The sequence below is a fragment of the Vibrio sp. R10-SF1-ISO8 genome (assembly GCF_059833805.1).
This window is the reverse complement of sequence record NZ_JCBDHL010000021.1, coordinates 18,588-44,859: the sequence shown is the minus strand read 5'-3', so window position 1 is coordinate 44,859 and position 26,272 is coordinate 18,588. Positions and strand designations below refer to the sequence as shown.

At 45.7% G+C, this 26,272-nt stretch carries 25 protein-coding genes and 1 other RNA gene; 7 read left to right on the top strand and 19 right to left on the bottom strand.

From position 1 onward, the window contains the following. Positions 1-70: 70 nt before the first annotated feature. The 3 genes from mazG to rlmD form a co-directional block, all read right to left on the bottom strand. Positions 71-883, bottom strand: a complete 813-nt coding sequence (mazG, locus tag AC6R00_RS18250; RefSeq protein ID WP_500641473.1) for a nucleoside triphosphate pyrophosphohydrolase — start codon at positions 881-883, stop codon at positions 71-73. A gap of 320 nt (positions 884-1,203) precedes the next feature. After that, positions 1,204-3,423, bottom strand: coding sequence for a GTP diphosphokinase (gene relA / locus AC6R00_RS18245; RefSeq protein WP_500641472.1), 2,220 nt, complete (start codon positions 3,421-3,423; stop codon positions 1,204-1,206). Positions 3,424-3,495: 72 nt separating this feature from the next. Further along, on the bottom strand, positions 3,496-4,815 hold the full coding sequence (gene rlmD / locus AC6R00_RS18240) for a 23S rRNA (uracil(1939)-C(5))-methyltransferase RlmD (protein WP_494505438.1): 1,320 nt from the start codon (positions 4,813-4,815) through the stop codon (positions 3,496-3,498). Between the two features lie 374 nt (positions 4,816-5,189). Here rlmD and barA point away from each other — a divergent pair, with 374 nt between their 5' ends. Then, a complete protein-coding gene (gene barA / locus AC6R00_RS18235) occupies positions 5,190-7,979 on the top strand; it encodes a two-component sensor histidine kinase BarA (RefSeq protein ID WP_500641471.1) in 2,790 nt (929 codons plus the stop codon). Positions 7,980-7,990: 11 nt separating this feature from the next. On the opposite strand, the gene acpS is transcribed toward barA, so the two are convergent. The 11 genes from acpS to rpoE all read right to left on the bottom strand — a co-directional run bounded on the left by acpS (position 7,991) and on the right by rpoE (position 17,304). Continuing rightward, positions 7,991-8,371 (bottom strand): holo-ACP synthase, encoded by a 381-nt coding sequence (gene acpS, locus AC6R00_RS18230; RefSeq protein WP_500641470.1) that lies wholly within the window; start codon positions 8,369-8,371, stop codon positions 7,991-7,993. A gap of 2 nt (positions 8,372-8,373) precedes the next feature. Beyond that, entirely contained in the window at positions 8,374-9,105 is a 732-nt protein-coding gene (gene pdxJ / locus AC6R00_RS18225; RefSeq protein ID WP_004744753.1) for a pyridoxine 5'-phosphate synthase, read from the bottom strand. Next, positions 9,102-9,824 (bottom strand): DNA repair protein RecO, encoded by a 723-nt coding sequence (gene recO / locus AC6R00_RS18220; protein WP_069667201.1) that lies wholly within the window; start codon positions 9,822-9,824, stop codon positions 9,102-9,104. The genes pdxJ and recO overlap by 4 nt, the downstream gene beginning before the upstream one ends. Positions 9,825-9,936: 112 nt before the next feature. Beyond that, positions 9,937-10,914 carry a GTPase Era gene (gene era / locus AC6R00_RS18215; protein ID WP_069667202.1) on the bottom strand — a complete coding sequence of 326 codons (978 nt, stop codon included), beginning with the start codon at positions 10,912-10,914 and terminating at the stop codon, positions 9,937-9,939. After that, a complete protein-coding gene (gene rnc / locus AC6R00_RS18210; protein WP_004744756.1) occupies positions 10,907-11,584 on the bottom strand; it encodes a ribonuclease III in 678 nt (225 codons plus the stop codon). Before rnc ends, era begins: the two co-directional genes overlap by 8 nt. Positions 11,585-11,748: 164 nt before the next feature. Next, a complete protein-coding gene (gene lepB / locus AC6R00_RS18205; RefSeq protein ID WP_239850859.1) occupies positions 11,749-12,645 on the bottom strand; it encodes a signal peptidase I in 897 nt (298 codons plus the stop codon). A 90-nt stretch (positions 12,646-12,735) separates the two neighbouring features. After that, on the bottom strand, positions 12,736-14,529 hold the full coding sequence (lepA, locus tag AC6R00_RS18200) for a translation elongation factor 4 (protein WP_367937898.1): 1,794 nt from the start codon (positions 14,527-14,529) through the stop codon (positions 12,736-12,738). Between the two features lie 127 nt (positions 14,530-14,656). Continuing rightward, a complete protein-coding gene (locus tag AC6R00_RS18195) occupies positions 14,657-15,127 on the bottom strand; it encodes a SoxR reducing system RseC family protein (protein ID WP_239850857.1) in 471 nt (156 codons plus the stop codon). Further along, a complete protein-coding gene (rseB, locus tag AC6R00_RS18190; RefSeq protein WP_069667205.1) occupies positions 15,124-16,089 on the bottom strand; it encodes a sigma-E factor regulatory protein RseB in 966 nt (321 codons plus the stop codon). Before rseB ends, AC6R00_RS18195 begins: the two co-directional genes overlap by 4 nt. Beyond that, a complete protein-coding gene (locus AC6R00_RS18185; protein ID WP_275664509.1) occupies positions 16,086-16,700 on the bottom strand; it encodes an RseA family anti-sigma factor in 615 nt (204 codons plus the stop codon). The genes rseB and AC6R00_RS18185 overlap by 4 nt, the downstream gene beginning before the upstream one ends. Before the next feature lie 25 nt (positions 16,701-16,725). Continuing rightward, positions 16,726-17,304, bottom strand: coding sequence for an RNA polymerase sigma factor RpoE (rpoE, locus tag AC6R00_RS18180; protein ID WP_004744762.1), 579 nt, complete (start codon positions 17,302-17,304; stop codon positions 16,726-16,728). Positions 17,305-17,718: 414 nt separating this feature from the next. Here rpoE and nadB point away from each other — a divergent pair, with 414 nt between their 5' ends. Then, positions 17,719-19,332, top strand: a complete 1,614-nt coding sequence (nadB, locus tag AC6R00_RS18175; RefSeq protein WP_500641469.1) for an L-aspartate oxidase — start codon at positions 17,719-17,721, stop codon at positions 19,330-19,332. 10 nt (positions 19,333-19,342) lie between these two features. Here the strand turns inward: nadB and AC6R00_RS18170 are convergent, their stop codons facing one another. Together AC6R00_RS18170 and AC6R00_RS18165 are read right to left on the bottom strand one after the other, a co-directional pair. Further along, positions 19,343-19,762, bottom strand: a complete 420-nt coding sequence (locus AC6R00_RS18170; protein ID WP_494505442.1) for a protein YgfX — start codon at positions 19,760-19,762, stop codon at positions 19,343-19,345. Continuing rightward, complete coding sequence (locus AC6R00_RS18165; protein ID WP_004744765.1) at positions 19,710-19,970, bottom strand: FAD assembly factor SdhE; 261 nt, start codon at positions 19,968-19,970, stop codon at positions 19,710-19,712. Before AC6R00_RS18165 ends, AC6R00_RS18170 begins: the two co-directional genes overlap by 53 nt. 200 nt (positions 19,971-20,170) lie before the next feature. On the opposite strand from AC6R00_RS18165, the gene ygfZ reads away from it, so the two are divergent. The 3 genes from ygfZ to AC6R00_RS18150 all read left to right on the top strand — a co-directional run bounded on the left by ygfZ (position 20,171) and on the right by AC6R00_RS18150 (position 22,457). Beyond that, a complete protein-coding gene (ygfZ, locus tag AC6R00_RS18160; RefSeq protein WP_500641468.1) occupies positions 20,171-21,139 on the top strand; it encodes a tRNA-modifying protein YgfZ in 969 nt (322 codons plus the stop codon). Further along, entirely contained in the window at positions 21,132-21,608 is a 477-nt protein-coding gene (locus tag AC6R00_RS18155; protein ID WP_500641467.1) for an aminoacyl-tRNA deacylase, read from the top strand. Before ygfZ ends, AC6R00_RS18155 begins: the two co-directional genes overlap by 8 nt. 642 nt (positions 21,609-22,250) lie before the next feature. Further along, entirely contained in the window at positions 22,251-22,457 is a 207-nt protein-coding gene (locus tag AC6R00_RS18150; RefSeq protein WP_004744768.1) for a DUF1107 domain-containing protein, read from the top strand. 39 nt (positions 22,458-22,496) lie between these two features. Here AC6R00_RS18150 and AC6R00_RS18145 read toward each other — a convergent pair whose 3' ends face one another. Genes AC6R00_RS18145 through AC6R00_RS18135 form a run of 3 tightly spaced genes read right to left on the bottom strand, consistent with a single transcriptional unit; the run spans position 22,497 to position 25,519 of the window. Continuing rightward, positions 22,497-23,729, bottom strand: coding sequence for an FAD-dependent 2-octaprenylphenol hydroxylase (locus AC6R00_RS18145; RefSeq protein WP_500641466.1), 1,233 nt, complete (start codon positions 23,727-23,729; stop codon positions 22,497-22,499). A gap of 24 nt (positions 23,730-23,753) precedes the next feature. Then, positions 23,754-24,929 carry a 2-octaprenyl-6-methoxyphenyl hydroxylase gene (gene ubiH / locus AC6R00_RS18140; protein WP_500641465.1) on the bottom strand — a complete coding sequence of 392 codons (1,176 nt, stop codon included), beginning with the start codon at positions 24,927-24,929 and terminating at the stop codon, positions 23,754-23,756. Between the two features lie 11 nt (positions 24,930-24,940). Next, positions 24,941-25,519: a YecA/YgfB family protein gene (locus AC6R00_RS18135; protein ID WP_500641464.1), complete on the bottom strand. Its 579-nt coding sequence runs from the start codon at positions 25,517-25,519 to the stop codon at positions 24,941-24,943. 236 nt (positions 25,520-25,755) lie between these two features. On the opposite strand from AC6R00_RS18135, the gene zapA reads away from it, so the two are divergent. Then, positions 25,756-26,064 carry a cell division protein ZapA gene (zapA, locus tag AC6R00_RS18130; RefSeq protein WP_494505447.1) on the top strand — a complete coding sequence of 103 codons (309 nt, stop codon included), beginning with the start codon at positions 25,756-25,758 and terminating at the stop codon, positions 26,062-26,064. Between the two features lie 19 nt (positions 26,065-26,083). Beyond that, a non-coding RNA gene (ssrS, locus tag AC6R00_RS18125) (6S RNA) lies at positions 26,084-26,266 on the top strand. Positions 26,267-26,272: the final 6 nt, after the last annotated feature.

Sequence of the window (26,272 nt, the reverse complement as noted above, 5' to 3'; positions counted from 1 at the left end):
CCGCCACAACGTGAAATCTATCACACTGCAATTTTTTATTTTTTGCTTCAAATCAAATTCGAGTAACGGATTAGTTGCCACTACCTTTATCTACTTCTAGCGCTTTTACTCTGTCCCAAAACGCATCTAACTGATCTAAATCGTAATCTGTTAGCTGTTTGCCTTGCTCTGCGACCATGGCTTCGACACCTTTAAATCGTTTAGCAAACTTTCGGTTGGCTTTACTCAGCGCGACCTCTGGGTCTTTTCCTAAATGACGCGATAAGTTGACCGTTGCAAACAGCAGGTCTCCGAGCTCAAGTTCAATTTTTTCTTCATCAGGAGCGACTTGCAGTGCCTCTTCCATTACCTCTTCAATCTCTTCCTGAACCTTACCGACTACCGGGCCAAGCGAGTCCCAATCAAACCCATATTTAGCGCATTTCTTTTGCATCTTTGTGGCACGAGATAACGCAGGTAGAGAATTTGGTATTGAGTCTAGAATACTTTGTTCTTTTTTGCCTACTTGAGCTTTTTCTTTTGCTTTTTCTGCTTCCCAGTTGGCATTGATCTGCTCATCTGACTCAAACTCGACATCAGAGAAAACATGCGGATGACGACGAGTCAGCTTCTCATTGACGGTTTCAACCACTTCCGAGAAATCAAACAGCTGCTGCTCTTTAGCCAGTTGACTGTAGAAGATAACTTGAAAGAGCAGATCCCCAAGCTCTTCTTTTAGGTTTGACCAATCGCGATTTTGAATCGCATCAACAACTTCATAGGTCTCTTCAATGGTGTGAGGAACAATAGTGTCGAAACTTTGTTTTAGATCCCAAGGACAACCACTTTCTGGGTCACGAAGCTGCGCCATAATCTGTTCTAACTGTTCAATCGGGTGACTCATATTCCTTCTTCCTTTAAATCTTCTGTCTAAAGAACTTTCATTCAAATAAAAAGGTGAGCAGTACAAACCACTCACCTTTCATTTTTATCTGTCATCCTCACGAATGAAACTGAACAAGTTGGGAGTATCTAATCACTTGAAGAGATTCCCTATCACGTTCGTCCCTCTCTATAGGGAATGACGATGTTTGTTTTTTTACTAAGTAGTTGGTTATTCTAGCAAGGCAGTAAACTTATGAGACTCCTGAGCATAGCTTGCCTATGTGATGGAGCGATATAAGTGCAACTAACGCCGCTAGAAAGCCAAATACAACGTAAAAATTAGCCTAGGCGCTTGACCGACATAACATCTTTAATCTGCTCAACTCGTTTAGAAACGCGCTGCAGAATCTCAACGTTGGTCACTTCCAAGTCAAAGTCCATGATCGACATTTGAGTACGATAATCAACGCGACTCTTCATACTGGTCACTTTGATCTTCTCGTTAGCAAACAAAGTCGTGATGTCTTTAAGCAGCCCACCGCGTTCCATCGCTTCAACGCGAACGGTTAAGATGTAAGAGCCAACAAAGCCACTGCCCCACACCGTGTCGATAATACGCTCTGGTGCGTGGTGGCGCAGTTCTTCAAGCTGCTCACAGTCTGCTCGGTGTACTGAAATACCGCGACCTTGCGTGATGTAACCTGCGATCTCATCACCTGGGATCGGCTGACAACAACGAGCAAGGTGGGTCATTAAGTTATCGACCCCTTCCACCACAACGGCATCTTTCTTCGGACGACTTTGCGCTGGAGCTTTGCTTTCTGCCTCTTGAAGCTTCTCTAGGGCTTGCTGATCTTCTTCTTCTGCGGTTGGCTTATTGACCAAGGCATTGATGTGGTTGATCACTTGGTTGATACGTAAATCACCACTTCCGATGCCAACGTACAGCTCATCAGTACTGTTGACATTAAAGCGCTTCAACGCATACTGCTCGGCGTCTTTTAAAGTTGCACCAATTTTCTGCAATTCTACTTCGAGAATATCGCGCCCAGCTTCGACGTTTTTCTCGCGGCTTTGTTTACGGAACCACGCGTTGATTTTCGCGCGTGCTCGACCTGAAGTCACAAAGCCCATCGAAGGATTCAACCAGTCACGAGATGGATTGGGCTCTTTAGAGGTGATGATCTCAACTTGATCACCCATTGCCAGTTTGTGGGTAAATGGAACAATACGCCCAGCGACCTTGGCACCAATACAGCGATGACCGACTTCAGAGTGAATGTGGTAAGCAAAATCGAGTGGTGTCGCTCCCATTGGTAGGTCGACCACATCGCCACGCGGGGTAAAGGCATACACACGATCATCAAACACCTGACTACGTAGTTCATCAAGCATTTCACCCGAGTCAGACATCTCTTCTTGCCAATCCAGTAGCTTACGCAGCCAAGTGATTTTCTCGTCGTAACCACTGCGGCCACCGCCACCTTCTTTGTATTTCCAGTGCGCAGCAACACCTAACTCAGAATCTTCGTGCATGTCTTTAGTACGAATCTGAATCTCAATCGTCTTGCCTTCTGGGCCAAGAATCACGGTATGAATTGACTGGTAACCGTTAGGTTTAGGGTTAGCCACGTAGTCATCAAATTCACTCGGCAGGTGCTTATACTTGGTATGCACAGTCCCGAGTGCCGCGTAACAATCTTGCAGTTTGTCGGCGATAATGCGAACCGCTCGTACATCGAATAGCTCATCAAACGCGAGGCCTTTCTTTTGCATTTTGCGCCAGATGCTGTAGATGTGCTTAGGACGCCCACTTACTTCAGCATTAATAGAAGAGCCTTTCATTTCAGATGTCAGGTCATCGACAAAGTCTTTGATGTACTGCTCTCGGACAATGCGACGCTCAGACAGCTGCTTAGCGATCTGTTTGTAGGTATCAGGTTGTTGGTAACGAAAAGCGTAATCTTCGATTTCCCACTTTAACTGACCGATACCAAGGCGGTTCGCTAAAGGTGCATAGATGTTGGTACACTCTTGAGCAGCTGCTCGGCGTACCTCATCTGGCGCTTTCTTCACTTCAATCAGGTTACAGATGCGCTCGGCAAGTTTGATAACGACGCAGCGGAAATCATCCACCATCGCAAGTAGCATGCGACGTACGTTGTCGACCTGAGACGAGGCAGCACTGCCTTCAAGGGTCACGTTCAGTTGACCAAGTGCGGCCATCTCTTCAACACCATCAATCAGCTTAATGGTCTCTTTACCGAAATCTTCTTCGAACTGCTCTCGGCTATACGCGCCGCTCGACACCAGCGGAAACAACAATGCAGCGACAAGGGTCGCTTTATCCATCGACAGAGTGATAAGGATTTCGATCATTTCACGCCCACGCCACAAAAGTAACTGACCTTGATCGTTATCTTGTAAAACCGCCTCCCCTTGGAGGTAAACTTCTTTTAAGCGCTTAGCCACTTTAGGGTCTTGCCCTAAGCTAGAAATCCACTTATCTAGCTCAAACTGTTCGTCTTGATTTAAATGTGCGCTTCTTACCGCAACCATTGTTTTCGTCCTGTTATTTTTCTATTTTCGAACTGCCCATGTTCAGACTACCGACTAGTAGGGAAGTTCGTTTTAATCCTTTACAAAGAGCGCCATAGATTCTAAATGGCTTGTATGCGGAAACATATCGAGCATACCTAATTTTTGTAATTTGTAGCCTTGGTTAAGCAAGCTTTGAGAGTCTCTGGCAAGCGTCGCTGGATTACACGACACATATACCACTCGACTCGCACCCAAAACGGAAATCTGTTCGATGATACCGCTTGCCCCTGCTCTTGCTGGATCAAGCAGTATTTTATCAAACTTTTCTGCTGCCCAGGGCTGACCAGACACATCTTGTTCCAAATTGGCCTGATAGAAAGCGGTGTTATTGATACCGTTAACTTGGGCATTGTTGGTGGCTTTTTCAACCATGACATCAACGCCTTCTACCCCGACAACACTTGCCACTTGTTTTGCCATTGGCAAACTAAAATTACCCAAACCACAAAACAGATCTAATACTCTGTCTTGCTCACTCAACTCAAGCCAAATCAACGCTTGCTCAACCATGGCTTGATTAACGTTCTGGTTAACTTGAATAAAATTATTTGGCTCAAACGGTATTGTCACACCCGCTTCTAGATAGTGAGCCGACTCCCCCACCACTCGATTAAGCTGATCGCTTTCCGGCATCAAATATAAGCTTGCCTGATTCTCTACCGCGAACTGCTCCAGCAGTTTTTGCTCACTCTCTTTGAGAGCTTTTAGATGGCGCAGAACAATCACTTTAGTATTGTCGCCTTTAACTAGCTCCACATGACCAAGGTTCTCTTGGTTGGAGAAACCACTGAGCAGGTCATAAAGTGGCGCTAATAAATTATCCAGCTCGGTATCTAAAACGGGACAATGGGTCACAGTAACAATGTCTTTGCTTTGTTTCTTGCGAAAGCCAAACTCAAGCTGACGAGTTTTCTTGTTCAGCTTGATGCTAACGCGGGCACGGCGGCGATAACCACGCTCATCTCCCACAACAGGCGCGCTTAGTGCGACGCTTTGCCCAGCAAATTTACTCATCAACTGACTCAGTGTTTGCTGCTTGTACTCTTGCTGCGCCTCTACAGATAAATGCTGCATATTACAACCGCCACACTCTGCGTAATGTTGGCAAAATGGCGCTATGCGTTGTTCGCTAGCTTTTTGAATCTTAATTAATTTGGCACGGGCAAACTTGCTCTTACTTTCTGTCAGCTGAGCAAGAACTTGTTCACCGGGCAAAGCACCTTCTATAAAAATGGGCTTTTTATTCTGGTAGGCCATACCTGCGCCGTGATGATCCAACTTTTCAATCGTCAGCGATTGGTGTTTGGTATTCAGTTGAGTTTTCTTCTTTGGTTGGAAAAAACGCGCCATGCTTTGTGCCTACTATTTATGACCTTACGGCCTATTGCTCGAATTGCTGCTTGTGTCCCAAGCTTTTACGCTTGAATCATTGTCTGAGCCGACTGAGTTGATTATGCTTAGTAACCTTAGCTTGGAATAACCTAAGCCTGCTAGCACGCTCCTTTTAGCGCCTAACTTTGTCAAAATCACCGCAATAGACCAGCTATTGGCTTGTGATTTTTCCTCGTTATGCATCTAAAATTATCGTACTAGCCTGTAAGAACATGGGCTCACGGAAGAAAATCTCTATGACTTTCTTATCCCAAGCTAAGGTTATCGATTCGACGGCTTCTTTTATTTTGGAAGTTATTTTCCCATATCCACACCACGATGTTTAGACAATAATGACAAGATATGGCTTACGCGCCCGCGTTATTACTCTTACCTTAGCGCCGACGTTAATTATCGGACTGCTTCTGAGTGCTTTTTTCTCTTTCAATCGCTATCACGACTTAGAAAAGCAGGTTATCAATTCAGGATTAAGTATTATCGAACCGCTGGCGATCGCCAGTGAAGATGGATTAAAGAATAACAGCCGCGAATCGGTACGCCGCATCATCAGCTACGCCCATCGTAAGAATTCTAAATTTGTCCGCAGTATCGCGGTGTTTGACTACAACCACGAACTGTTTGTTACTTCTAACTTCCATCCAAACTTTGAATTACTGACGTTTCCGCGCAATGCGCCTATTCCGTTGTTAGTCAGTTCAGATTTACAAGAAAACACTCTCATTCTTCGCGCCCCTGTCATTGCTGAATCAGGGCTTGTCGCGACGATGAAAGGGCCAAACGCCAACCCAGCTCTCGGCTATGTGGCTATTGAGCTCGACTTATCCTCGCTGCGTTTACAACAGTATCAAGAAATTTTCTCTGCGTTTTTAGTCTTGTTGATTGGCTTAGGTTTATCTGCCGTCTTTGCTTATCGCTTGATGTATGACGTGACACGACCAATTTCGCATATGAAAAACATGGTTGACCGGATTCGTCGTGGTCACCTTGATGTACGTATCGAAGGCAAGATGCACGGCGAGCTAGACTCGCTGAAAAACGGTATCAACGCGATGGCAGTGTCGCTATCAGAGTACCATGTGGAAATGCAGCACAGTATTGACCAAGCGACTTCTGATTTGCGAGAAACCTTAGAGCAGTTGGAAATTCAAAACGTCGAGCTAGATATCGCAAAAAAACGCGCTCAAGAGGCGGCGCGGGTTAAATCAGAGTTCTTAGCTAACATGTCCCATGAGCTACGCACGCCACTTAACGGTGTGATTGGGTTCACTCGTCAAATGCTGAAAACGACCTTGACTAATAGCCAAACGGACTACCTACAAACGATCGAGAAATCGGCCAATAACCTACTCAATATCATCAATGATATTCTCGACTTTTCGAAGCTTGAGGCGGGTAAACTGGCTCTGGAAAACATCCCATTTGATTTCCAAGGCTCGCTTGAAGAAGTGGTTAGCTTGCAAGCCACCAGCGCCCACGAAAAAGGGCTCGAACTGACACTGAAAGTTGATCCTAAGATCCCAACCGGACTGGTTGGTGACCCACTACGTATTCAACAAGTTCTGACTAACCTTGTCGGTAACTCGATTAAATTTACTGAACGCGGCAATATCGATATTAGTGTCGAGCTTCGCTCACAAAGAGACGACTCGGTTGAACTTCAATTTATGGTGCGCGATACAGGTATCGGTATTTCCGAACGCCAGCAATCGCAGCTATTCCAAGCCTTTAGCCAAGCTGACGCTAGTATTTCAAGACGTTATGGCGGTACAGGATTAGGCCTTGTTATCACCCAAAAACTAGTCAGCCAAATGGGTGGAGAAATCAGCCTAACAAGCCGATTGCACCAAGGTTCGACGTTCTGGTTTACGCTGCGACTCTCTTCTACAGATATGCCGGTCAGCGACCTGATTGAAACCCAAGTGCTCCGCCAACGCACCTTGCTGTTAGTCGAGCCAAATATGCAAGCGGCGTCGGTAATTCAGCAAACCTTGGTACAAGAGGGCTTGGTAGTGACCTATCGCTCATCTTTACCAGAGGAAGCAGAAAGCTTTGACTATGTGCTACTCAACCTTTCACCAAGTAAAGATAACGACACAACATCAGTTCAATTGATGGTTGAGCAAGCCATGCGCTGCGCACCTCATGTGGTCGTGGGCACACCGAGTACTACGCTTGCACTGTCAGATCATCTGATTCAGAAATACCATATTCACTGTATTACCAAGCCGCTATCGCGTCGAAAACTTCTGCAAACCCTAGCGGCAAATCAAGAGAGTATTCCTCTGCTTGAAAGCCCACAAGAAAACCGCGAAACATTACCACTTCGAGTGATGGCAGTTGACGATAACCCAGCTAACTTGAAACTGATCAGCGCCCTACTCCAAGAGCGAGTGGAAAGTGTGATTACTTGCACTAATGGTGTCGATGCGGTCAAGCAAGCAGAAGTTCAACACTTTGATATCATCTTAATGGACATCCAAATGCCGCATATGGACGGTGTGACCGCGTGTGGCAAGATCAAACAAACTGAGCTCAACGCGAATACGCCGGTCATAGCAGTAACTGCCCATGCGATGAGCGGTGAACGCGACCGCTTACTTCAGGCAGGTATGGATGATTACCTCACCAAACCAATCGAAGAGCACGTGCTGCAACAAGTCTTGATGCATTGGAACCCGCACACCAGCGAGCAAGAGCTGGAGAAGCTCGATATTACTTCAAGCCCTGTGACTATCGAAGCTCAAGCGGAAGAAGCAACTCAAGTTGAACACAGCAATATGATCATTGATTGGCAGGCCGCACTTAAGCAGTCCGCCAATAAAGAAGATTTAGCACGTGATATGCTCAAGATGTTGGTCGATTATATACCTGAAGTAAACGCGATTGTCGAAGGCGCTCTTGAAGATGATCATTTCGATACCGAACAGCTCATTCATCACGTACACAAGCTACATGGCAGCAGCTCTTATTGCGGAGTTCCGCGCTTGAAAAATGTCTGCGCAACGATAGAACAAACTCTTCGTTCAGGTGCTGCAATTGAGGATATAGAGCCTGAGTTATTCGAACTGCAAGATGAGATGGAGAAAGTGGTTGCGAGCGCTCAGCCCTATTTGGAGAGCTAGAGAGCTAAACTTTAACTCTCTAGAATAACCGTTGCGACTGCGTAGTGTCGCTCATCGGAAATAGAAAGGTGGATATGCTCCACCTGTTTTTGTGTAGCAATTTTCAGAGCCTTACCTGTAAGGTTTAACACTGGTTTTCCCAACTCGTCGTTGGTTATTTCAAAGTCGTGGAAACTCACGCCCAACGCAATCCCAGTGCCAAGCGCTTTCGATGCCGCCTCTTTCGCGGCAAAGCGTTTTGCAAGAAACCTTCCTTGCTGCTTAAGCGCTGAAAACTTCTCTAATTCAGTTTGAGTCAAGATACGCTTAGCAAATGGCTCACCACTTCGATCCAGAGCCTTTTCAACTCGTTCAATCTCAGCGATGTCTGTTCCTAGACCTACAATTGCCATGTTTAGCGACGCGCTTCAACCATGATGGCTTTCATGTCCGCAACCGCTTTGTGTAAACCGTCGAACACCGCTCGGCCAATAATCGAGTGACCGATGTTAAGCTCAAATATTTCCGGAATAGCCGCAATTGGCGCCACATTGTGGTAAGTCAAGCCGTGTCCTGCATTTACTGTGATACCTAAATCATCAGCGTAGCTTGCTCCTGCAGCGATCTTCTTCAGCTCATCTTGCTGATCTTCTTCAGTTTCCGCATCGGCATAGTGACCTGTGTGCAGTTCAATAAACGGTGCACCGCACGCTTTTGCTGCATCAATTTGCTCGCGGTCTGCATCAATGAACAGAGATACTTTAATGCCCGCTTCAGTGAGTGTTTGAGTTGCCGCTTTTACTTTCTCAAGATGCCCTGCGACATCCAAACCACCTTCTGTCGTTAGCTCTTCACGTTTTTCAGGCACAAGACATACGTATTCAGGCTTGGTCTTTAGAGCAATCTCAACCATTTCATCAGTCACTGCCATCTCAAGATTCATACGTGTTTGTAGCGTTTCACGCAAAATACGAACATCACGATCTACAATATGACGGCGGTCTTCACGCAGGTGGATCGTAATACCATCCGCACCTGCACGCTCTGCAATTTCAGCAGCATGAACAGGATCCGGATACTTAGTACCACGTGCATTACGTAGCGTTGCAATGTGGTCGATATTTACACCTAGGTAGATTGAGCTCATTTTCCAATACTCCGTTTGGGAACCATGCTAAGAAAGAGTTCCCTGCTTTTTAATGGTTTGCCGCCAAGATACGGCTTTAATGCTATACGTGTAAAGCGTTTTGCCGCTTTAAGTTGTTCTTTTGTGGTAAATCTACGTTCACTGATTGCAATCAGTTCACTGCCATAGAAAGTGAGGTTGTCCTTGCGCACAGAAGCGATAAAGCCTTTTTGCTCGCGGTAGCGATAAGTCATGTTGGCTTCTACTGGTTCTCCCGTCCCAGCACAGTGCATGAAATCAACGCCATAGCCCATCGCAGATAGCAGTGCGAGTTCAAACCGTCTCAGGGCGGGTTCAGGGTTTTCACACTGTGCCAGCTCCGTCAAAGCATGTAGGTAATCATGAAATAGCGCTGGCATGGCCACTTCTGCCATCAGTACTCGCCCAACTAGCTCATTCACATACATACCTGAGTAGAGGTTGATGCCTGTTAGAGGTAGCCCAAGACTTATTGGCTCGGCTTGGCGCAAGGTTTTCATTGAACCATTCCCTGACCATTTAAGTAACAACGGGGTAAAAGGTTGCAACGCGCCTTTAAGGTTCGAGCGTTTGCTACGAGCCCCCTTTGACATCAAAGTCACCCGTCCATACTCCTCACTAAATACATCGAGAATTAAGCTCGATTCGCTGTAAGGGCGGCGGTGTAACACAAAGCAGCGCTGTAAACCTTCAGAGGACATAAAATCTGCCAGAGAATTATTAAACCAATATGAATCGTTATAATAAAAAATAAGGAGCCAGATGGCTCCTTATTTCGTCATTTTCGGAGCGAAGCCTTTAGCCTCGCACGACTTATAGATCGTCAATGTAGCCTAGAGAGCGTAGTGCTCGCTCGTCATCCGCCCAACCTGATTTCACTTTTACCCAAGTCTCTAGGTAAACCTTACGGCCAAACAGTTCTTCCATATCTAGGCGTGCTTCACGACCAATCGTTTTGATCTTCTCGCCGCCCTTACCAATCACCATCTTCTTCTGGCCAAGACGCTCAACCAAAATTAGGGCATTGATGTGAAAGCCGTCAGTCTCTGGGTTGTAATCGAAACGCTCGATTTCAACCGTCACAGAGTAAGGCAGCTCTTCGCCAGTAAAGCGCATCAGCTTTTCACGCACAATCTCTGAAGCCATAAAGCGCTGAGAACGGTCAGTGACGTACTCTTCAGGGAAGTGGTGCGTCGCTTTAGGTAGATGCTCACGTACATGCTTACGCAAAACGTCAATGTTCTTGCCGTGTTTAGCCGAGATAGGTACAACATCAACAAAGTCCATTTTGCTCGACATCTCTTGCATGTGCATCATAACTTCGTTGCGGTCTTGAACAACATCGACCTTATTGACACAAAGTACGACAGGGAAGTTGGACTTCTGCAGCTTAGTCAGAACCATTTCATCATCAGCAGTCCAATGCGTACCGTCCACTAGGAAGAATACAAGGTTTACATCACTGAGTGATGAGTTAGCCGCACGGTTCATCAAGCGGTTAATGGCACGTTTCTCTTCAATGTGCAGGCCTGGAGTATCAACAAAAATCGCTTGGTAATCCCCTTCCGTATCAACACCCATAATACGGTGACGAGTTGTTTGAGGTTTACGAGAAGTAATCGAAATCTTCTGGCCAAGGATACGGTTAAGAAGCGTTGATTTACCTACGTTCGGACGACCAACGATCGCCACAAAACCACAGTGTTGGTTTTCTGGCGAACTTGCTTGCTCGTCGCTCGATGAGAAAAACGCATCGATATCAAATTCGTTGTTGTCAGTTGAATCAGTCATTGGTCAATTGCTCTAGTGCTAATTCAGCAGCCGCTTGTTCTGCCTTGCGGCGGCTGGTGCCTTTACCAATAACAGGTTGTCCAATACCTGCCACTTCACACGAAACCGTAAACTCTTGGTTATGTGCTTCACCTTTAATATTAGTCACTGTATAAGCAGGTAGCGGTTTTCTTCGCCCTTGAAGGAACTCTTGAAGACGCGTTTTCGGGTCTTTTTGTGAAACACCCGGCTTGATAGCATCAAGACGCGTTTTGTACCAGCTTAAAATAATGCCGCGCACTACTTCGATGTCGCTATCAAGGTAGATGGCACCAATAATTGCTTCCACAGCATCGGCAAGAATTGAATCACGACGGAAACCGCCACTTTTTAATTCACCTGGACCTAATTTTAAGTGATCTCCTAGTTCGAATTCACGACCTAGTTCCGCCAGTGTATTCCCACGTACTAATGTGGCACGCATGCGGCTCATGTCCCCTTCGTTCACTTTAGGGAAACGGTGATAAAGATCATCAGCAATGACAAAACTTAAAATTGAATCGCCCAGAAACTCAAGACGCTCGTTGTGTTTTCCATTAGCACTGCGGTGAGTCAGCGCTAAACTGATTAGCTCAGCATCGTTAAATTGATAGCCGAGTTTTTTCTCTAGTTTTGCAGTAGGAGAATTCATGCTCTCTCAATAATTTAATTACAATTTTCTAGATAGTTGATTTCACAGCTAGGCGACAAATAAATCCAACCCTATGAGCATAGGGGCTCTATGTGAATAGGGCGGCCGGCGTTCCGGTGGATTTATGCAGTCAACAACGCTGTGGTAACAACTATGACGAAAATTTAGTTAATACCACCGATGCGGTTAAATCGTACACCAGTTGGAATCCAAGAAGGTAAAACGCTATCTGCACCACGCTCAAATTCAAAGCTGATCCAGATACCTACCGCCTTACCCACTAGGTTTGCTTCTGGAACAAAGCCCCAGTAGCGGCTGTCAGCACTGTTGTCACGGTTATCACCCATCACAAAGTACTGGCCTTCAGGTACCACCCACTCATTAACGCCGTTACGTGGTTGATAAAGTTCAACGCGATCGCGACGTAGTGGGTTAACCAAAATTTGGTGACCTTGTTCACTCAATTGTTCATCCAACTGAATCAGTGGGATGCCATTTTGAATGAACTGGCTCTCTTCTACATTTGATAGTTTCACTGGCTTACAACTGGTATCGCCTTGAGACTGAATGCAGATTTCTTTTTTGCTGTTGTAACGCACAGTATCGCCTGGAAGACCGACTACACGTTTAATGTAATCAATGCTTGGCTGCGGCGGATACTTAAATACCACAATATCACCGCGCTCTGGCTTACCAGTTTCGACTAGCTGAGTGCGCCATACCGGATCTTTCAAGCCATAGGCATACTTTTCAACAAGGATGAAGTCACCAACCAATAGCGTTGGCATCATAGAGCCCGATGGGATCTGAAATGGTTCATAGATGAATGAACGTAGAACAAGTACTGCGGCAATCACTGGAAAAATAGAAACACTATTTTCAATCCACCATGGTTGCGTCTTCACTTTTTCTAGTACTGCGGCATCTAAGCCATTTGTTTGAGCTTCAACTTCAGCCAGTTTTTCTTGACGCTTTTTAGCAAAAACCAGCTTTTCTAGAACCCAGACAACACCCGTTACCAAGGTAACGATCACTAGGATGAGTGAAAATGTATTCGCCATTGACTTCCCTTATCTCAAAAATACGAAAGTGAAAGAGCCGAAACCCTTTCACTTATTTAGTTACCTTATTGAGCGTAGTGACCCAACAAATTAATCTTTGCCTACATGTAAGATGGCTAAGAACGCTTCTTGAGGCAACTCTACGTTACCGATCTGCTTCATACGTTTCTTACCTTCTTTCTGCTTCTTCAGTAGCTTCTTCTTACGGCTCACGTCACCACCGTAACACTTCGCGATTACGTTCTTACGTAACTGCTTAACTGTTGAGCGTGCAATGATGTGGTTACCAATCGCGGCCTGAATCGCGATATCAAACATTTGACGAGGGATGAACTCTTTCATCTTCTCTACTAGCTGACGACCACGAGTTTGCGATTGATCTTTATGAGTGATCATTGCAAGCGCATCAACCGTGTCACCGTTTAGTAGAACATCAACTCGAACCATGTTCGATGCTTCAAAACGTTGGAAGTTGTAATCTAGCGATGCATAACCGCGAGAGGTTGATTTTAGACGGTCAAAGAAGTCGAGAACCACTTCAGCCATCGGAATATCGTAAGTCACCGCAACTTGATTACCGTGGTAAACCATATCAACCTGAACACCACGCTTTTCAACACAAAGCGTGATTACATTGCCCAAGTACTCAGAAGGAACAAGAATGTTACAACGAGCAATTGGTTCGCGAATTTCTTCAATGTCGTTAACCGCAGGAAGCTTCGCTGGGCTATCAACATAAAGTAAGTTGCCGTTTGTTTCTTCGACTTCGTAAACTACCGTTGGCGCCGTTGTGATCAGATCTAGATCGTATTCACGCTCTAGACGCTCTTGGATGATCTCCATGTGTAGCATGCCAAGGAAGCCACAACGGAAACCAAAGCCCAGAGCGGCTGAGTTCTCTGGCTCATAGAACAGAGAAGCATCGTTAAGGCTAAGCTTACCAAGCGCATCACGGAAGTTCTCGTAATCATCAGATGATACTGGGAATAGGCCAGCATAAACCTGTGGTTTCACTTTCTTAAAGCCTGGTAGCGCTTCTTCACAGCCATGTTTCGCCAGTGTTAGCGTATCACCTACTGGTGCGCCTAGGATGTCTTTGATACCACAAACAACCCAACCTACTTCACCTGTACGTAGAATTTCAGTATCAACTTGCTTAGGTGTGAAGATACCAAGACGGTCAACACCCCAAACCTGACCTGTGCTCATTACCTTGATCTTGTCGTTCTTCTTCAGTTCGCCGTTTTTGATACGAACCAATGAAACAACACCGAGGTAGTTATCGAACCAAGAGTCAATAATCAGTGCTTGTAGTGGCGCTTCTGGATCACCTTCTGGTGCAGGAATCGCGGATACAATGTTCTCTAGAACATCATCAACACCGATACCGGTTTTCGCACTACAACGAGTCGCTTCCATCGCGTCGATACCAACGATTTCTTCGATCTCTTCTGCGACGCGCTCTGGATCGGCTGCAGGAAGGTCAATCTTGTTTAAGATTGGCACTACCTCTAGGTCCATTTCGATCGCGGTATAACAGTTAGCAAGAGTTTGCGCTTCTACACCTTGGCCTGCATCAACCACCAGTAGTGCACCTTCACAAGCTGCGAGAGAACGTGATACTTCATAGGCGAAGTCAACGTGTCCTGGGGTATCGATGAAGTTAAGCTGGTATGTTTCACCATCTTTAGCGGTGTAGTTTAGAGTCACACTCTGAGATTTAATGGTGATACCACGCTCACGCTCTAGATCCATGGAGTCCAGAACCTGTGCGGCCATTTCACGGTCGCTCAATCCACCACATACTTGGATCAAACGGTCTGATAGGGTCGACTTACCATGGTCGATGTGGGCGATAATCGAAAAGTTACGAATGTGCTTCATGATTTGGTGTGACTAAACTCTTTAAAATAAGGACAAGAAAGCCGCTCTAACCATTGATTCAATTCAAAAGTAGCGACGGCATTTCAATCAAGTTGGCAGATTCTACCCAATTTCTAGCCACTTCGCACTAGCTAATTGGTTCGCCCAACACCCTTAATAGTATGACTTGTTGCGAAGATTGCTGCTCTAATTTCGCAGATAATCGTTTTGCGAGGAAAATGCCAGCTGTGGTTGCTAACGCAGAGAACAAAATAACCAGCCCTTCACCTAGCGAAAGGAGAGGTGCCAACCACCACTGGGCCACCAATGCGCCCACTATCATGGCAAATAAAGGCACCAAATAAACCACAGCGGCAGATTGCAGTAAGCTCTTTTCTGGCAGACCAATTTCGACAACTTGTCCTGTTTTAACTAGCTTTTGGGTAATCAAATGCCAGTGCAAAGATTTGTTACCTACCGCTTTAGATACAATGCCAGTACCACAGCTCTTTTGTGATGAGCAACTGCTACAACTGGTTTGTTGTTCGCAGCTCAGCTCAACGTCAAAGCCTGAAGCAACAGGCTTAACACTCGATACTGTGGCTAATGCAGTCATCATTGTGTGGCACTCTCACTAGTATTAAAAGTGACAGACTGAGCGATACGCTTTGCGGTTGCTGGCGGAATATCACCAATCACAGAAATCTCTCTGTCTCCACGGACGAAGCTGTGTAAGGTACGGCGACCTTGACGAACAAGCTGCCCTTTGAGAGACAAGTTATCACTGTCTGAGACATATACCGAGAAACTAAACAGTCCATCGCTGTACATTTGGCTCTCAACCATGCGCTCTGTATTGGTCATACGATAGCGATTAAGCTCTTTAGGTTCGAACCCATTTGGGATCCAACCCACTGTCCAGAATGGATTGGTAATCTGGCCCTTTGGCAGAGAAAGGACTTCAGGCAATTTAACCTGATTCAATCCACCAAGAATCTGACTGATTCGATCGTTGACGCTGTAAGAGATCGTTCTGTACTGCTCTAAGATCTCACCGTCACGATCGACAAGATCAGCACGTAAAGGCAGTTTACTCTTCTCATCTACCCAAAGCACGTAAGAGTAGCGCTGACCATCTTTTGGTACGACACGCAGAACCTGACAAGCTGCGCCCGCTTCGCGAGCACGACCTACTTGGATAAAATCATAGAAATCACTTAGTTGGCCTACATCAGAGTTGAGTAGCGGTATCGTCGGCGCGACCATATTGCCAGATTCAATGGTAAAAGGCTCAACACCAGGTTCAATATAGCTCACTTCGTCACCACGACGAATCACTTCACGTATTGGACCACTCAGATAGACAAGATGGGCAAGCTGTTGTTCGTCTGCTTTGGCATGACGATACAGCAGAGGTTCAATACTGTTTTTCTTTATCAGTATGTAAGACAGTTCATAACTAAGTTGCTGACTGGCCTCGTTCATTTGATGCAACAAAGCCTCTGCAGCGTTGTCTTCTGCAAAGGCTATTGGTGTATTCAAACTGAACAGTGTCAGCGCACTGATCAGAAATTTTTTCATTCAACTACCGTTTCAGGATTATCGCTATATTCAATGGTTTTCTCACTGTTTAAGCGTAGTTGTAATTCGTAATCTTGTAACATCGCATTAATGCGGCGACGTTGCTCCTGAACATTAATCTCACTTGCTGGTTGTTCAACCGAAGAGCGCGTCAAGCTTACGGGCTCTGCGCTACCAGAAAATGGAATTGTTTGGAGAACAGGTAATGTTTCTGTTTCAGGTGAAGTTGTCGCGTCTGAACCGCCGTACTGCTGAACACCTAAAATTACTGCTAAAGAAACACAGGCAGCCATCGCCACTTGACCAAATTGGTTCAACCAAGCGGGTAGTTGACGGCGTGCTTGCGAAGGCGTCGGTTGAGACTCTTGCAAGCGGTGTTCTTCCAACTGAGTTACCGTAGAGTGCGCAGGTTCATTATCGAGCGCTAACGCTACGCTTTCAGCTATATTCCACTCCGGTTTTTCCGGTGCTTCACCTCGCATTACATCACCAATTAAATGGTAATTTTGCCAAGTCTGTAGGCTATCTTGGTCTTTCTCTAATTCAGTAATTAGAGCTTTATCAACCAACTCTCCATCCATGAGTGCTGAAAGTTTCTCTTTGTCAGCCATTATTTTCACCATTAATGTTACTGGTCTAGCGTTGCAAAAGGGGTTGGATTTTCTTCTCAACCGCTTCACGAGCACGGAAGATACGCGAACGTACCGTTCCTACAGGGCAATCCATAACCGCTGCTATTTCTTCGTAGCTTAAGCCATCGAGCTCGCGCAACGTCATCGCGGTTTTTAAATCATCAGGCAGTGCTTCGATTGCACTGAAAACAACACGTTTCAATTCATTGGACAACGTTAAGTTCTCAGGGTTCGAAATTTCTTTTAATGCACTTCCTGTTTCGTAATATTCAGCATCATCAGTATCCACATCTTGTGCTGGCGGTCTGCGCCCTTGGGCAACAAGGTGGTTTTTTGCAGTATTAACGGCAATCCGATATAACCAAGTATAGAAGGCACTTTCACCACGAAAGCTTGGTATCGCTCGGTACGCCTTTATAAATGCTTCTTGCGCTACATCGGGAACATCACCAGGATTATTCACATAGCGAGAAATAAGGTTGCAGACTTTGTTTTGGTACTTAGTTACCAACAAATTGAATGCTTGCTTATCCCCATTCTGAACTCGCTCAATTAATACTTGATCGGTCAGCTGCTCGTTCATTCGAGCGGGTACTCCTATCGTTATTCGCCCTTATCTTCTCAGACATGAGCATTAATTATGCAAAATGTAGTCTTGACACCACTGCTTACTTGAGCACTATTGTGACCTAGCAAATAAATATAAGTTCAAAAATTCTTCAAACTATTTTTGCGCAATGAAGCACCAATCTACTTCTTGTCTCAGATTGTGAGGATCAAGGTAGAGAAAAGCAATGCTATTTACGAAGAATTGCATTCATGCAAAGCCACTCTCACAGTGGTACTATAGTGAGTTGACTCTTTTGTTTTCAGAGTCAACGTTGCAATTCATTGAAATATTTTAGAGCGGGATCGCTCTGCTACCGTGCCAAACCAAAACGGTTTTTCGGGATGAAAGTGGCACAGGTACAAATTAACTCGGGAATTTAAAAGTTTTATGAACGCAAACCGTGAACATCAATGTGATGTGTTAGTGGTGGGTAGTGGCGCAGCTGGACTCTCTTTAGCGTTACGTGTTGCAGAGTACGGTAAAGTTATCGTACTGAGTAAAGGTCCGCGTAGCGAAGGGGCAACTTACTATGCGCAAGGTGGTATCGCCGCTGTTTTCGACGAGTCGGACAGTATTGAATCTCACGTTCAAGATACCTTAGTTGCTGGCGCAGGCATCTGTGAGCAAGAGACTGTCGAGTTCATTGCTAAAAATGCCAAAGAATGTGTCCAATGGCTTATCGATGGCGGAGTTCCATTCGATCGCGAAGAAAACGACACTGATGAAGCACCTCGCTATCACTTGACTCGCGAAGGTGGACACAGTCATCGTCGTATTCTGCATGCGGCTGATGCGACAGGCATGGCGATGCAAACTTCGCTGCAAGACAATGTTCATAATCACCCTAATATTACCGTTTTAGAGCGCCATAATGCGCTCGATCTGATTACCGAAGATAAAGTGGGTGGCGACGAGAAAAAAATCGTTGGTGCCTACATCTGGAACCGCAATCAAGAGCACGTAGAAACCGTTAGGGCTAAGTTTGTTGTTCTGGCTACTGGCGGGGCTTCTAAAGTCTATCAATACACGTCAAATCCAGATGTATCTTCTGGTGATGGTATTGCTATGGCTTGGCGCGCAGGCTGCCGTGTAGCGAACCTAGAGTTTAACCAGTTCCATCCGACCTGTTTGTACCACCCTGAAGCGCGTAACTTCTTACTAACTGAAGCACTGCGTGGCGAAGGTGCCTATTTGCGTCGTCCTGATGGTTCGCGCTTTATGCCAGATTTTGATGAGCGTGAAGAACTTGCGCCACGTGATGTTGTAGCACGTGCGATTGACTTCGAAATGAAACGCTTAGGTGCAGACTGCATGTACCTCGACATCAGCCACAAGCCGGCTAATTTTATCGAAAAGCATTTCCCAACAATTAATATGCGTTTACTCGATCTTGGCATCGATATGACCAAAGAACCGATCCCTGTTGTTCCCGCTGCACACTATACCTGCGGTGGCGTTATGGTTGATCAAACAGGGCAAACCGATCTATCACAGCTTTACGCTATTGGTGAGGTGAGCTATACCGGTCTGCACGGGGCGAACCGTATGGCGTCAAACTCACTGCTAGAGTGTGTTGTTTATGCTTGGGCAGCAGCCAATGACATCATTGCCAACATAGACCAAGCAACGCTTCCACCAGCACTTCCTGCATGGGATGAAAGCCAAGTTAGCTGCTCAGATGAAGAGGTCGTTATCCAACACAACTGGCACGAGTTACGCCTATTTATGTGGGATTACATGGGCATCGTAAGGACCGATAAGCGCCTTGAGCGGGCACTACGTCGTATCCAACTGCTCCAGCAAGAGACTCACGAGTACTACAGCAACTTTAAGGTTTCCAACAACCTGCTTGAGCTGCGTAACTTACTGCAAGTGGCAGAATTAATGGTCCGCTGCGCAATGGAGCGTAAAGAAAGCCGTGGTCTGCACTATACACTAGACTACCCAGAGCTTGCTGAAGATAGCGGTCCAACCATACTGCTACCGGAAAAACAAAAATAATAGAGGGAGCTTAATGCTCCCTTTTTAGTATCACGACTAAATGCCGATAATCTTCTTCAGGCATGCTATCACGCCATAAAATGAATCGCGTCTTATCTTGGCGAGTGATAAGTAAACCAAAAGCCACACCGATAAAATTAACGCTTCGAATTCGCTCATTCCCTTGCGCCGTCTTATACGTCGACGGAGAGGTAAATTCTACTTCGCCCTGCATTGACGGCAGCAAGACGTCATCGACTAGCGCACTCTTCACAAGCATAGCTATCAAGGCTAGAGAGGCGACGAGTGGAATAGATGATAGAACCACAATCAAAAAGACCAGCATCATAACTAAGATGCTGGTCATCGTTGCAGTATAAGAGGGGCTAAGGTAGAACCTAGCGCACTTTACTGAGGTTATGTGCGACAATCTTATCCACCATAGACGCATGACCTAGATTCTCACTACGGCCATGACCCATAATCCATGTGAACAAGTCTGGATCATCACACTCTAACAAAGACACAAAGTCCTGCTGCTCATTATCTTTTAGGGCGTCAAAACATTCCTCAAAAAAAGGCATGATAACAACATCGAGTTCTAGCATTCCTCGACGACATGCCCATTTGATACGCGCTTTTTCTTCTGCGGTATACATTCTAATTCCTCACCTAATCGGTTGTTTGCGCCGAGTGTAACAAGCAATTTCGCTCACAACTAGGGCGCTAGTCACACTCCCGAGCAAGGTCATGATTTTCCATACCAAGACATGAAAAATTCGCCTACAACTCTAAAGGTTGTTTATCACTAGGATTCAGCGCTAACATACAGTTATTAAGTTTCTATTAGGTATCAATCATGGACTGGCAGAAAGAGTTTGCTCCCCTACAACTAGCGTCAAGCGATGCACTCCCTCAACTTTCAGTTGCGTTACTCCCATCATGGAGTGCAATTACAATGTTTGGCGATGACAAGAAATCCTACCTTCAAGGCCAAGTGACTTGTGACGTAGTGACATTAGATGAGCAAGACTCTACCTTTGGCGCCCACTGTGACGCTAAAGGTAAGGTATGGAGCGCGTTTCGTCTGTTTCACCACAACGGCGGCTACGCCATGTTTCAGCCAACCTCCATTATCGATAAAGAGCTAACCGAGCTGAAAAAGTATGCGATTTTTTCTAAGGTAGAAATCAAGCAAACAGAAGATATCGCTCTGGGACTAATGGGCGACTCTGCGACAAGCTTTATTGACTCTCTTTCATCTCAAACTGGTGATGTGCGCTCTATTGAAGGTGGCACTGCCGTTAAAATTGACCAACAGCGTTGGCTACTCTTAATGGAGCAATCTAGCGCCGAGCAATTGATCGCGACTCTACAAGCAGAAAAAGTATCTGAAGAACTCTGGACATTGCACGATATTCAAGCGGGCTTGCCACTGCTCAATGCCGAACAGCAAAATGAACACATTCCGCAAGCTCTAAACATTCAAGCGCTTGGGGGAATTAGCTTTACTAAAGGTTGTTATACAGGCCAAGAGACTGTGGCTCGCGCTAAATATCGCGGCATCAACAAGCGTGCACTGTTTATCGTTAAGGGCGATGCTGAAGCGGTGATTGACGCTAACGCAGAGCTAGAGCGAGCCGTCGGTGAAAACTGGCGTAGCGCGGGCAAAATTATTGCTAGCTACCGCTACAGCGATAATAAAGCCTTGGCACTGGTTGTCTTGCCTAACAACCTAGAAGCAGACACTCGACTGCGCCTAAAAGAGCAACCTAACAGTGAATGGACATTTGCGGCTCTGCCTTACTCGCTAGAAGATAATGACTGATCCTATCTCAACGCACATTACGCAATATCTAGAAGCGCAGCAGATCAACTTTCGACTGCTGCCGCACCAAACTCCAGCGACAACCATAGAAGATGCGGCAAAGCAGCGAGGGATTAGACCAGAACAGATGGTGAAATCTATTGTACTGCGTGATATGAGTAATCGCTACGCAATTGCCTGCGCCCCAGGAAACAAGGCGGTCGACCCAAAAAAAGTCCGCGCGCTTCTAGAGTGGCGTCGAATGACCTGTGTATCTATGGAAGAGGTGGCGAGCCTGACTGGATACAAGATTGGCACGGTTGTCCCCTTGTTACTACGCACGCCAATGGTGATAGTATTCGACCAGCAACTTTTGGCAGAACCTGAGGTCACGATAAGCAGTGGCTCAAATATGGCTGGCATCGCCTTGAGTTGTGACGATCTTATTCAACTCAGTCAACCTGTCATTGGCGATATCTGCCGCGATTAAACGGTTTCTACCCATTACTAGGTAGAAACCAGTCTCTCTTGTTGCAATCGATTTCATCAAACCATGACCGTTATCGCATCATTAGCCTTTTCTTAATTAAATTATTATTCACCAATAAAGCATAAGTAGTCATAATGGTATTTTTGAAGTATGCTGTCTCTGTTGGTTAAAGTTCGCTCAGTAGCTTATACATGCTGAGCGACACAACCTTTCAATGAGTTGGTATGTGGCTCGAAAGGTATGTGAATCCTTCTCCAACTAAAAAAGTGAATCCACTGATTGTTTCAGGACATCCACTTTTTGTGTAATGCATCTGTGACTATTCGCCCGCATCAAAGCGGGCTTTTTTTTGGTAAAATTTTACAATTCTTTTACACCCACTCTGAAAGTTAAACTATTCTTAAATGTGTCATATAAATGAGGCTTAATATTTCGCGATTGAACTCTTATGCGAGTTCCGCTGTCAGAAGATAAGTGAGGTAATTATCACAATAATTTGGATATTTATCCGTGGTTTTGTCTACAGCAACACAAATATCCAAACAAACCAGTTTCATCTGCATTTTCCACCATCACAATCACAATTTTCAGGGTGGGAAAAACGTATAATTTGCAGTGCTTGCTAAACATAAGGATAACTGTATGAGACTGTTTAAGCGCTATACACCAGGTATGATTGCTAAACACATTAGTCGGCTATTTAAGGGAAGGATCTACATTTACGGGGTTGGTAAGTTTGAGTTTGATAATGGTAAGCTGATTTTGCCGGAGAAGGCTGAACGCAAACACTTTCAAGCGGTAAAAGAAATTAATCAGGAAGTGATGAAACTCCGCTGCGCTTACGCATAATAGAATTAAAAAGGGTTGGCCATTGCCAACCCTTTGCATTTAAACCGTTTGAGATTTGTGCCTTGATTGCTGAGCTAATTGAGGTAAATTGCCCTTCAAACCAAGCGCTCGTTTCATGATCTCATCTTTGGCTCCCGGTAATTGACCGGCGAGTTTCATCCCAATGCCACGGATCAGTTTTTTCGCTGGATTACTTCCCTCAAACAGATCTTTAAACCCTTGCATTGCGGCAATCATTTTGGCGGCTTCAGACTTACGCCAACGCTCATAACTACGTAGGTTACGCTTAGAGCCAATATCTTCTCCTACTTGCCAAAGTTGAAGCACTTCCTGCGCTAAACTTGCTGCATCCAGTAGACCGAGATTTACGCCTTGTCCCGCAAGCGGGTGAATGGTGTGCGCCGCATCGCCAACTAAAGCCACACGCTCTGCAACAAAATCGCGCGCATAACGCATCTTTAGTGGGAAGGCAAAACGCTCCCCTTCGACTTTACATAGCCCCAAACGATTGTCGAATTCAGCCGTCAGCACTTTGTTGAACTCCGCTGAAGACATGCTCACAAGTCGTTCAGCTCGACTTGGATCAGTCGACCAGACTATCGAACTGAGATTATCTTCACCTAGCGGCAAAAAAGCTAATGGCCCTTGCGGAGTGAAAATTTGTCTTGCGACGCGCTGGTGATCTTCTTTAGTGCGGATATTGGCAACAATGGCACTGTGGCCGTAATCCCAATGGGTTAACGGAATATCTTGCTGCTTACGAACCCAAGAGTTCGCCCCATCAGCGCCTACCACCAGCTTAGCCGTTAACGCCTGGCCGCTCTCCAAAGTTAACCAAGCTTCACTCTCCCCTATCGCCATCGAAGCACACTTCTCTGGCATAAATAGAGTCACATTGCTTTGCTGCTTAACTTGTTCAAGTAGAGCAAGCTGGATAACACGGTTTTCAACGATATGACCGAGATCGGGCTGCGCTAACTGCTGAGCTTCAAATTCGATACGAGCAAAGCTATCTTGCTCCCACACTTCCATCGCCTGATAGGGTGCCGCTCTGCGCTGGGTAATGCCTTGCCATGCACCTAAGTTTCTTAACACCGTTTCACTCGAACGGCTAAGTGCTGACACTCGCACATCTGGCAAGTCATTGAGCTCACTCTCAGGAGCTCGACTTTCAATCACAGCAATACGTAATTCAGTGTCTTTAAACGCTGCTGCAAGCGCTAAACCCACCATTCCACCGCCAACAATGGCGATATCTACACTTTGCATCATAGTTTTATATCCTTTTTAGCGCCTCTAGCGAGCCACTAAACCTAATGTTCTTCTTAACAAAGGTGTCTTAAGCACAGGTAGATTATCCATACCGAACAACCCAAGATTACGCCCAACGCGCAGTGATAGGTAATCGTTGGAGAAAATATGCACTAAGGCAGAGGTCATCGCGATGGTCGCATTACGATCATCGCGGCGAGCATTCTTAAACTGCTTAAGAGTACAATAATTACCAGGATCGTCACTGGATTGGGCAATACTTTCTGCTAACGTTGCGACGTCACGAATTCCCAAATTAAACCCTTGGCCAGCAATCGGATGTAGAGTTTGAGCCGCATTGCCAACAATGGCAAAGCGGTGCGAGACATTTTGCTCTCTGTAACGTAATAACAAAGGGTAACTCGCTCGTTGACCCACTTTTTGTAATTTACCTAGTCGCCAGCCAAAGGCCTGTTGCAGTTCAGACAGGAATTGCTCATCGTTATAGTTGATGATCTGTTGTGCTTTGTCAGGCCTTACGCACCAGACCAAAGACATCCGTCCTTGCGACATGGGCAATAGCGCCACCGGTCCTGACTCAGTAAAACGCTCGAATGCTCGCCCATTGTGTGGTGCCTGAGCACTAATATTGGCAATCACGGCAATCTGCTCAAAGTCATGCTCATTAAGCGCTATACCGACTTGCTCACAACAAGTGGAAATCGCACCGTCAGCAGCAATCAAAAGCTTTCCTTCAACAAGATGACCATCATTTAATGTGATAGAGACCTTTTCTTCACTTCGCTCGACTTGCTCAACTGCAGCGTGTAGGACTGAAATACTGTTATCTTGCTCAACTTGCTGATGGTATATACGCCCCACATCGGCAAGTTCTACAACGTAGCCTAACGCATCAACGCCCACTTCTTCAGAGGTAATATCCGTCATACCCGCGTGAGAACGATCAGAAACATGAATATGTTCAATGGGCGTTGCTACTTCCGCTATCTCTTGCCACAAGCCAAGCTGCTTTAAAATCGCAACCGTACCGTAGCACAGTGCTATTGAACGAGAGTCAAACCCTGGATGAGCCTCGTGATCGACTTGAAACGGCTCAATGACAGCAACAGACAAAGGTCGTGGGGTAAGCTTATTGATCGCAAGTGCTAGCGTCATTCCCGCCATCGCACCACCAGCAATCACCACATCAAACTGCTTCATGGAAACCCCTTTTAGTGAATCGTTGGTGCTTGCTGTGAATCAGCTTTTCTTTGCCCAAATTCAGCGTGAATGGTCAATACGCACGCTTTAACATGTTCAATGACTTGTTCTAACAGTTGAGCTTGCTCTTCCAGATCGTCATCTTCATCGATGCCTAACTTCGAGATTTCTTCTAAGTCCGCGAGCGCTTCTTTAACATCGCTTGACGCTTTCTTAAGTTCAGCATTCACCAAACCCAAACCTGAAATAAAATGGTTCACCCACTCTGCGAGACCATCTGCAATATCAAACAGGGAAGCGCTTGCTTCTTCGTCTGGTAGTAGCATTTCGATGTCCATACCAGAGCCCGTTAACTCCGCAATGCTAGCGTCCAACGTATCTTGGGCTAGTTGCAATACTTTGCTTGGCCAGCCCATCCCTTCGCTTACATAATCAAAAACCATCGGTTGCCAGCTTTTATCAGTCAAGCTTAAGCCACCACTTAGCATTCCAGTTAATAATCCGTGCAGCTCGGCAGGGTTCACCGCAAGCCCTGCAGACTGAAGCTCAGTGGCAAATGCTAAGTAATCAGGTAGTTTTATTTCGCTCATTGGATTAGCCTAAATATGTCTAAATATCCTCAATCGTATCACTTACCACCGCGAGCGAAAACGAGCGATTAGCAATTGTGGGCAGCTTTTACACAAATTGCCCAATTACTGTGTTATTGCGCCCTGATTTGCTTATCGCTGTTCTGAAAAGCTTGAATCTTAATGGGCGTTTTTCTATAGTTTCTCCCTCGGTGATTATCTGCTTTATCACCTTAGGCAACAGATATAGAGTCGATATGAGTAATCAAGCGGTAGAAGTTGAAATCTTAGGCAAACTCACTCGGGTAAATTGTCCAGCAGGGCAAGAAGAGTCATTGATTAAAGCCGCAGAGCGCCTTGAAGAACGTTTGCAAGACATGTCAGCCAAAACCAAGATTACTAATGAAGTTCAACTTTTGACCTTTGTTGCGTTAAACTTTTGTCATGAGCTTGAGGCTCGTGATAGTAATTCTAAGCAGGAACAAGATGCCATGTTTGAGCGAATGGAACTCCTTTCGGCATCACTCGACAACGCGATTAGTAAAGTAAAGCCAGGACAGCAATAAACCTTTACACCGTCAAGAATTTACCCTGGAGTGTTCGTTAGGGGATTAAGTCCCTGAGCCGATAAGCAATACCTAAGGGTTAGTACTTGATAGCTATTGAGCAAGCTCGGCTTGTACCGAGAAGCCTACGGTTATCTCTGCTGATCCGCCTTGAACCAGCTGGTTCAAGGGTCCATTTCTCCAACGGCACTCTGGGGTATCCCTTTCA

Coding starts and splice junctions, on each gene's coding strand:
- mazG (WP_500641473.1), bottom strand. CDS start 883: ATGAGTCACCCGATTGAACAGTTAGAACAGATTATGGCGCAGCTTCGT.
- relA (WP_500641472.1), bottom strand. CDS start 3,423: ATGGTTGCGGTAAGAAGCGCACATTTAAATCAAGACGAACAGTTTGAG.
- rlmD (WP_494505438.1), bottom strand. CDS start 4,815: ATGGCGCGTTTTTTCCAACCAAAGAAGAAAACTCAACTGAATACCAAA.
- barA (WP_500641471.1), top strand. CDS start 5,190: ATGACAAGATATGGCTTACGCGCCCGCGTTATTACTCTTACCTTAGCG.
- acpS (WP_500641470.1), bottom strand. CDS start 8,371: ATGGCAATTGTAGGTCTAGGAACAGACATCGCTGAGATTGAACGAGTT.
- pdxJ (WP_004744753.1), bottom strand. CDS start 9,105: ATGAGCTCAATCTACCTAGGTGTAAATATCGACCACATTGCAACGCTA.
- recO (WP_069667201.1), bottom strand. CDS start 9,824: ATGTCCTCTGAAGGTTTACAGCGCTGCTTTGTGTTACACCGCCGCCCT.
- era (WP_069667202.1), bottom strand. CDS start 10,914: ATGACTGATTCAACTGACAACAACGAATTTGATATCGATGCGTTTTTC.
- rnc (WP_004744756.1), bottom strand. CDS start 11,584: ATGAATTCTCCTACTGCAAAACTAGAGAAAAAACTCGGCTATCAATTT.
- lepB (WP_239850859.1), bottom strand. CDS start 12,645: ATGGCGAATACATTTTCACTCATCCTAGTGATCGTTACCTTGGTAACG.
- lepA (WP_367937898.1), bottom strand. CDS start 14,529: ATGAAGCACATTCGTAACTTTTCGATTATCGCCCACATCGACCATGGT.
- AC6R00_RS18195 (WP_239850857.1), bottom strand. CDS start 15,127: ATGATGACTGCATTAGCCACAGTATCGAGTGTTAAGCCTGTTGCTTCA.
- rseB (WP_069667205.1), bottom strand. CDS start 16,089: ATGAAAAAATTTCTGATCAGTGCGCTGACACTGTTCAGTTTGAATACA.
- AC6R00_RS18185 (WP_275664509.1), bottom strand. CDS start 16,700: ATGGCTGACAAAGAGAAACTTTCAGCACTCATGGATGGAGAGTTGGTT.
- rpoE (WP_004744762.1), bottom strand. CDS start 17,304: ATGAACGAGCAGCTGACCGATCAAGTATTAATTGAGCGAGTTCAGAAT.
- nadB (WP_500641469.1), top strand. CDS start 17,719: ATGAACGCAAACCGTGAACATCAATGTGATGTGTTAGTGGTGGGTAGT.
- AC6R00_RS18170 (WP_494505442.1), bottom strand. CDS start 19,762: ATGCGTCTATGGTGGATAAGATTGTCGCACATAACCTCAGTAAAGTGC.
- AC6R00_RS18165 (WP_004744765.1), bottom strand. CDS start 19,970: ATGTATACCGCAGAAGAAAAAGCGCGTATCAAATGGGCATGTCGTCGA.
- ygfZ (WP_500641468.1), top strand. CDS start 20,171: ATGGACTGGCAGAAAGAGTTTGCTCCCCTACAACTAGCGTCAAGCGAT.
- AC6R00_RS18155 (WP_500641467.1), top strand. CDS start 21,132: ATGACTGATCCTATCTCAACGCACATTACGCAATATCTAGAAGCGCAG.
- AC6R00_RS18150 (WP_004744768.1), top strand. CDS start 22,251: ATGAGACTGTTTAAGCGCTATACACCAGGTATGATTGCTAAACACATT.
- AC6R00_RS18145 (WP_500641466.1), bottom strand. CDS start 23,729: ATGATGCAAAGTGTAGATATCGCCATTGTTGGCGGTGGAATGGTGGGT.
- ubiH (WP_500641465.1), bottom strand. CDS start 24,929: ATGAAGCAGTTTGATGTGGTGATTGCTGGTGGTGCGATGGCGGGAATG.
- AC6R00_RS18135 (WP_500641464.1), bottom strand. CDS start 25,519: ATGAGCGAAATAAAACTACCTGATTACTTAGCATTTGCCACTGAGCTT.
- zapA (WP_494505447.1), top strand. CDS start 25,756: ATGAGTAATCAAGCGGTAGAAGTTGAAATCTTAGGCAAACTCACTCGG.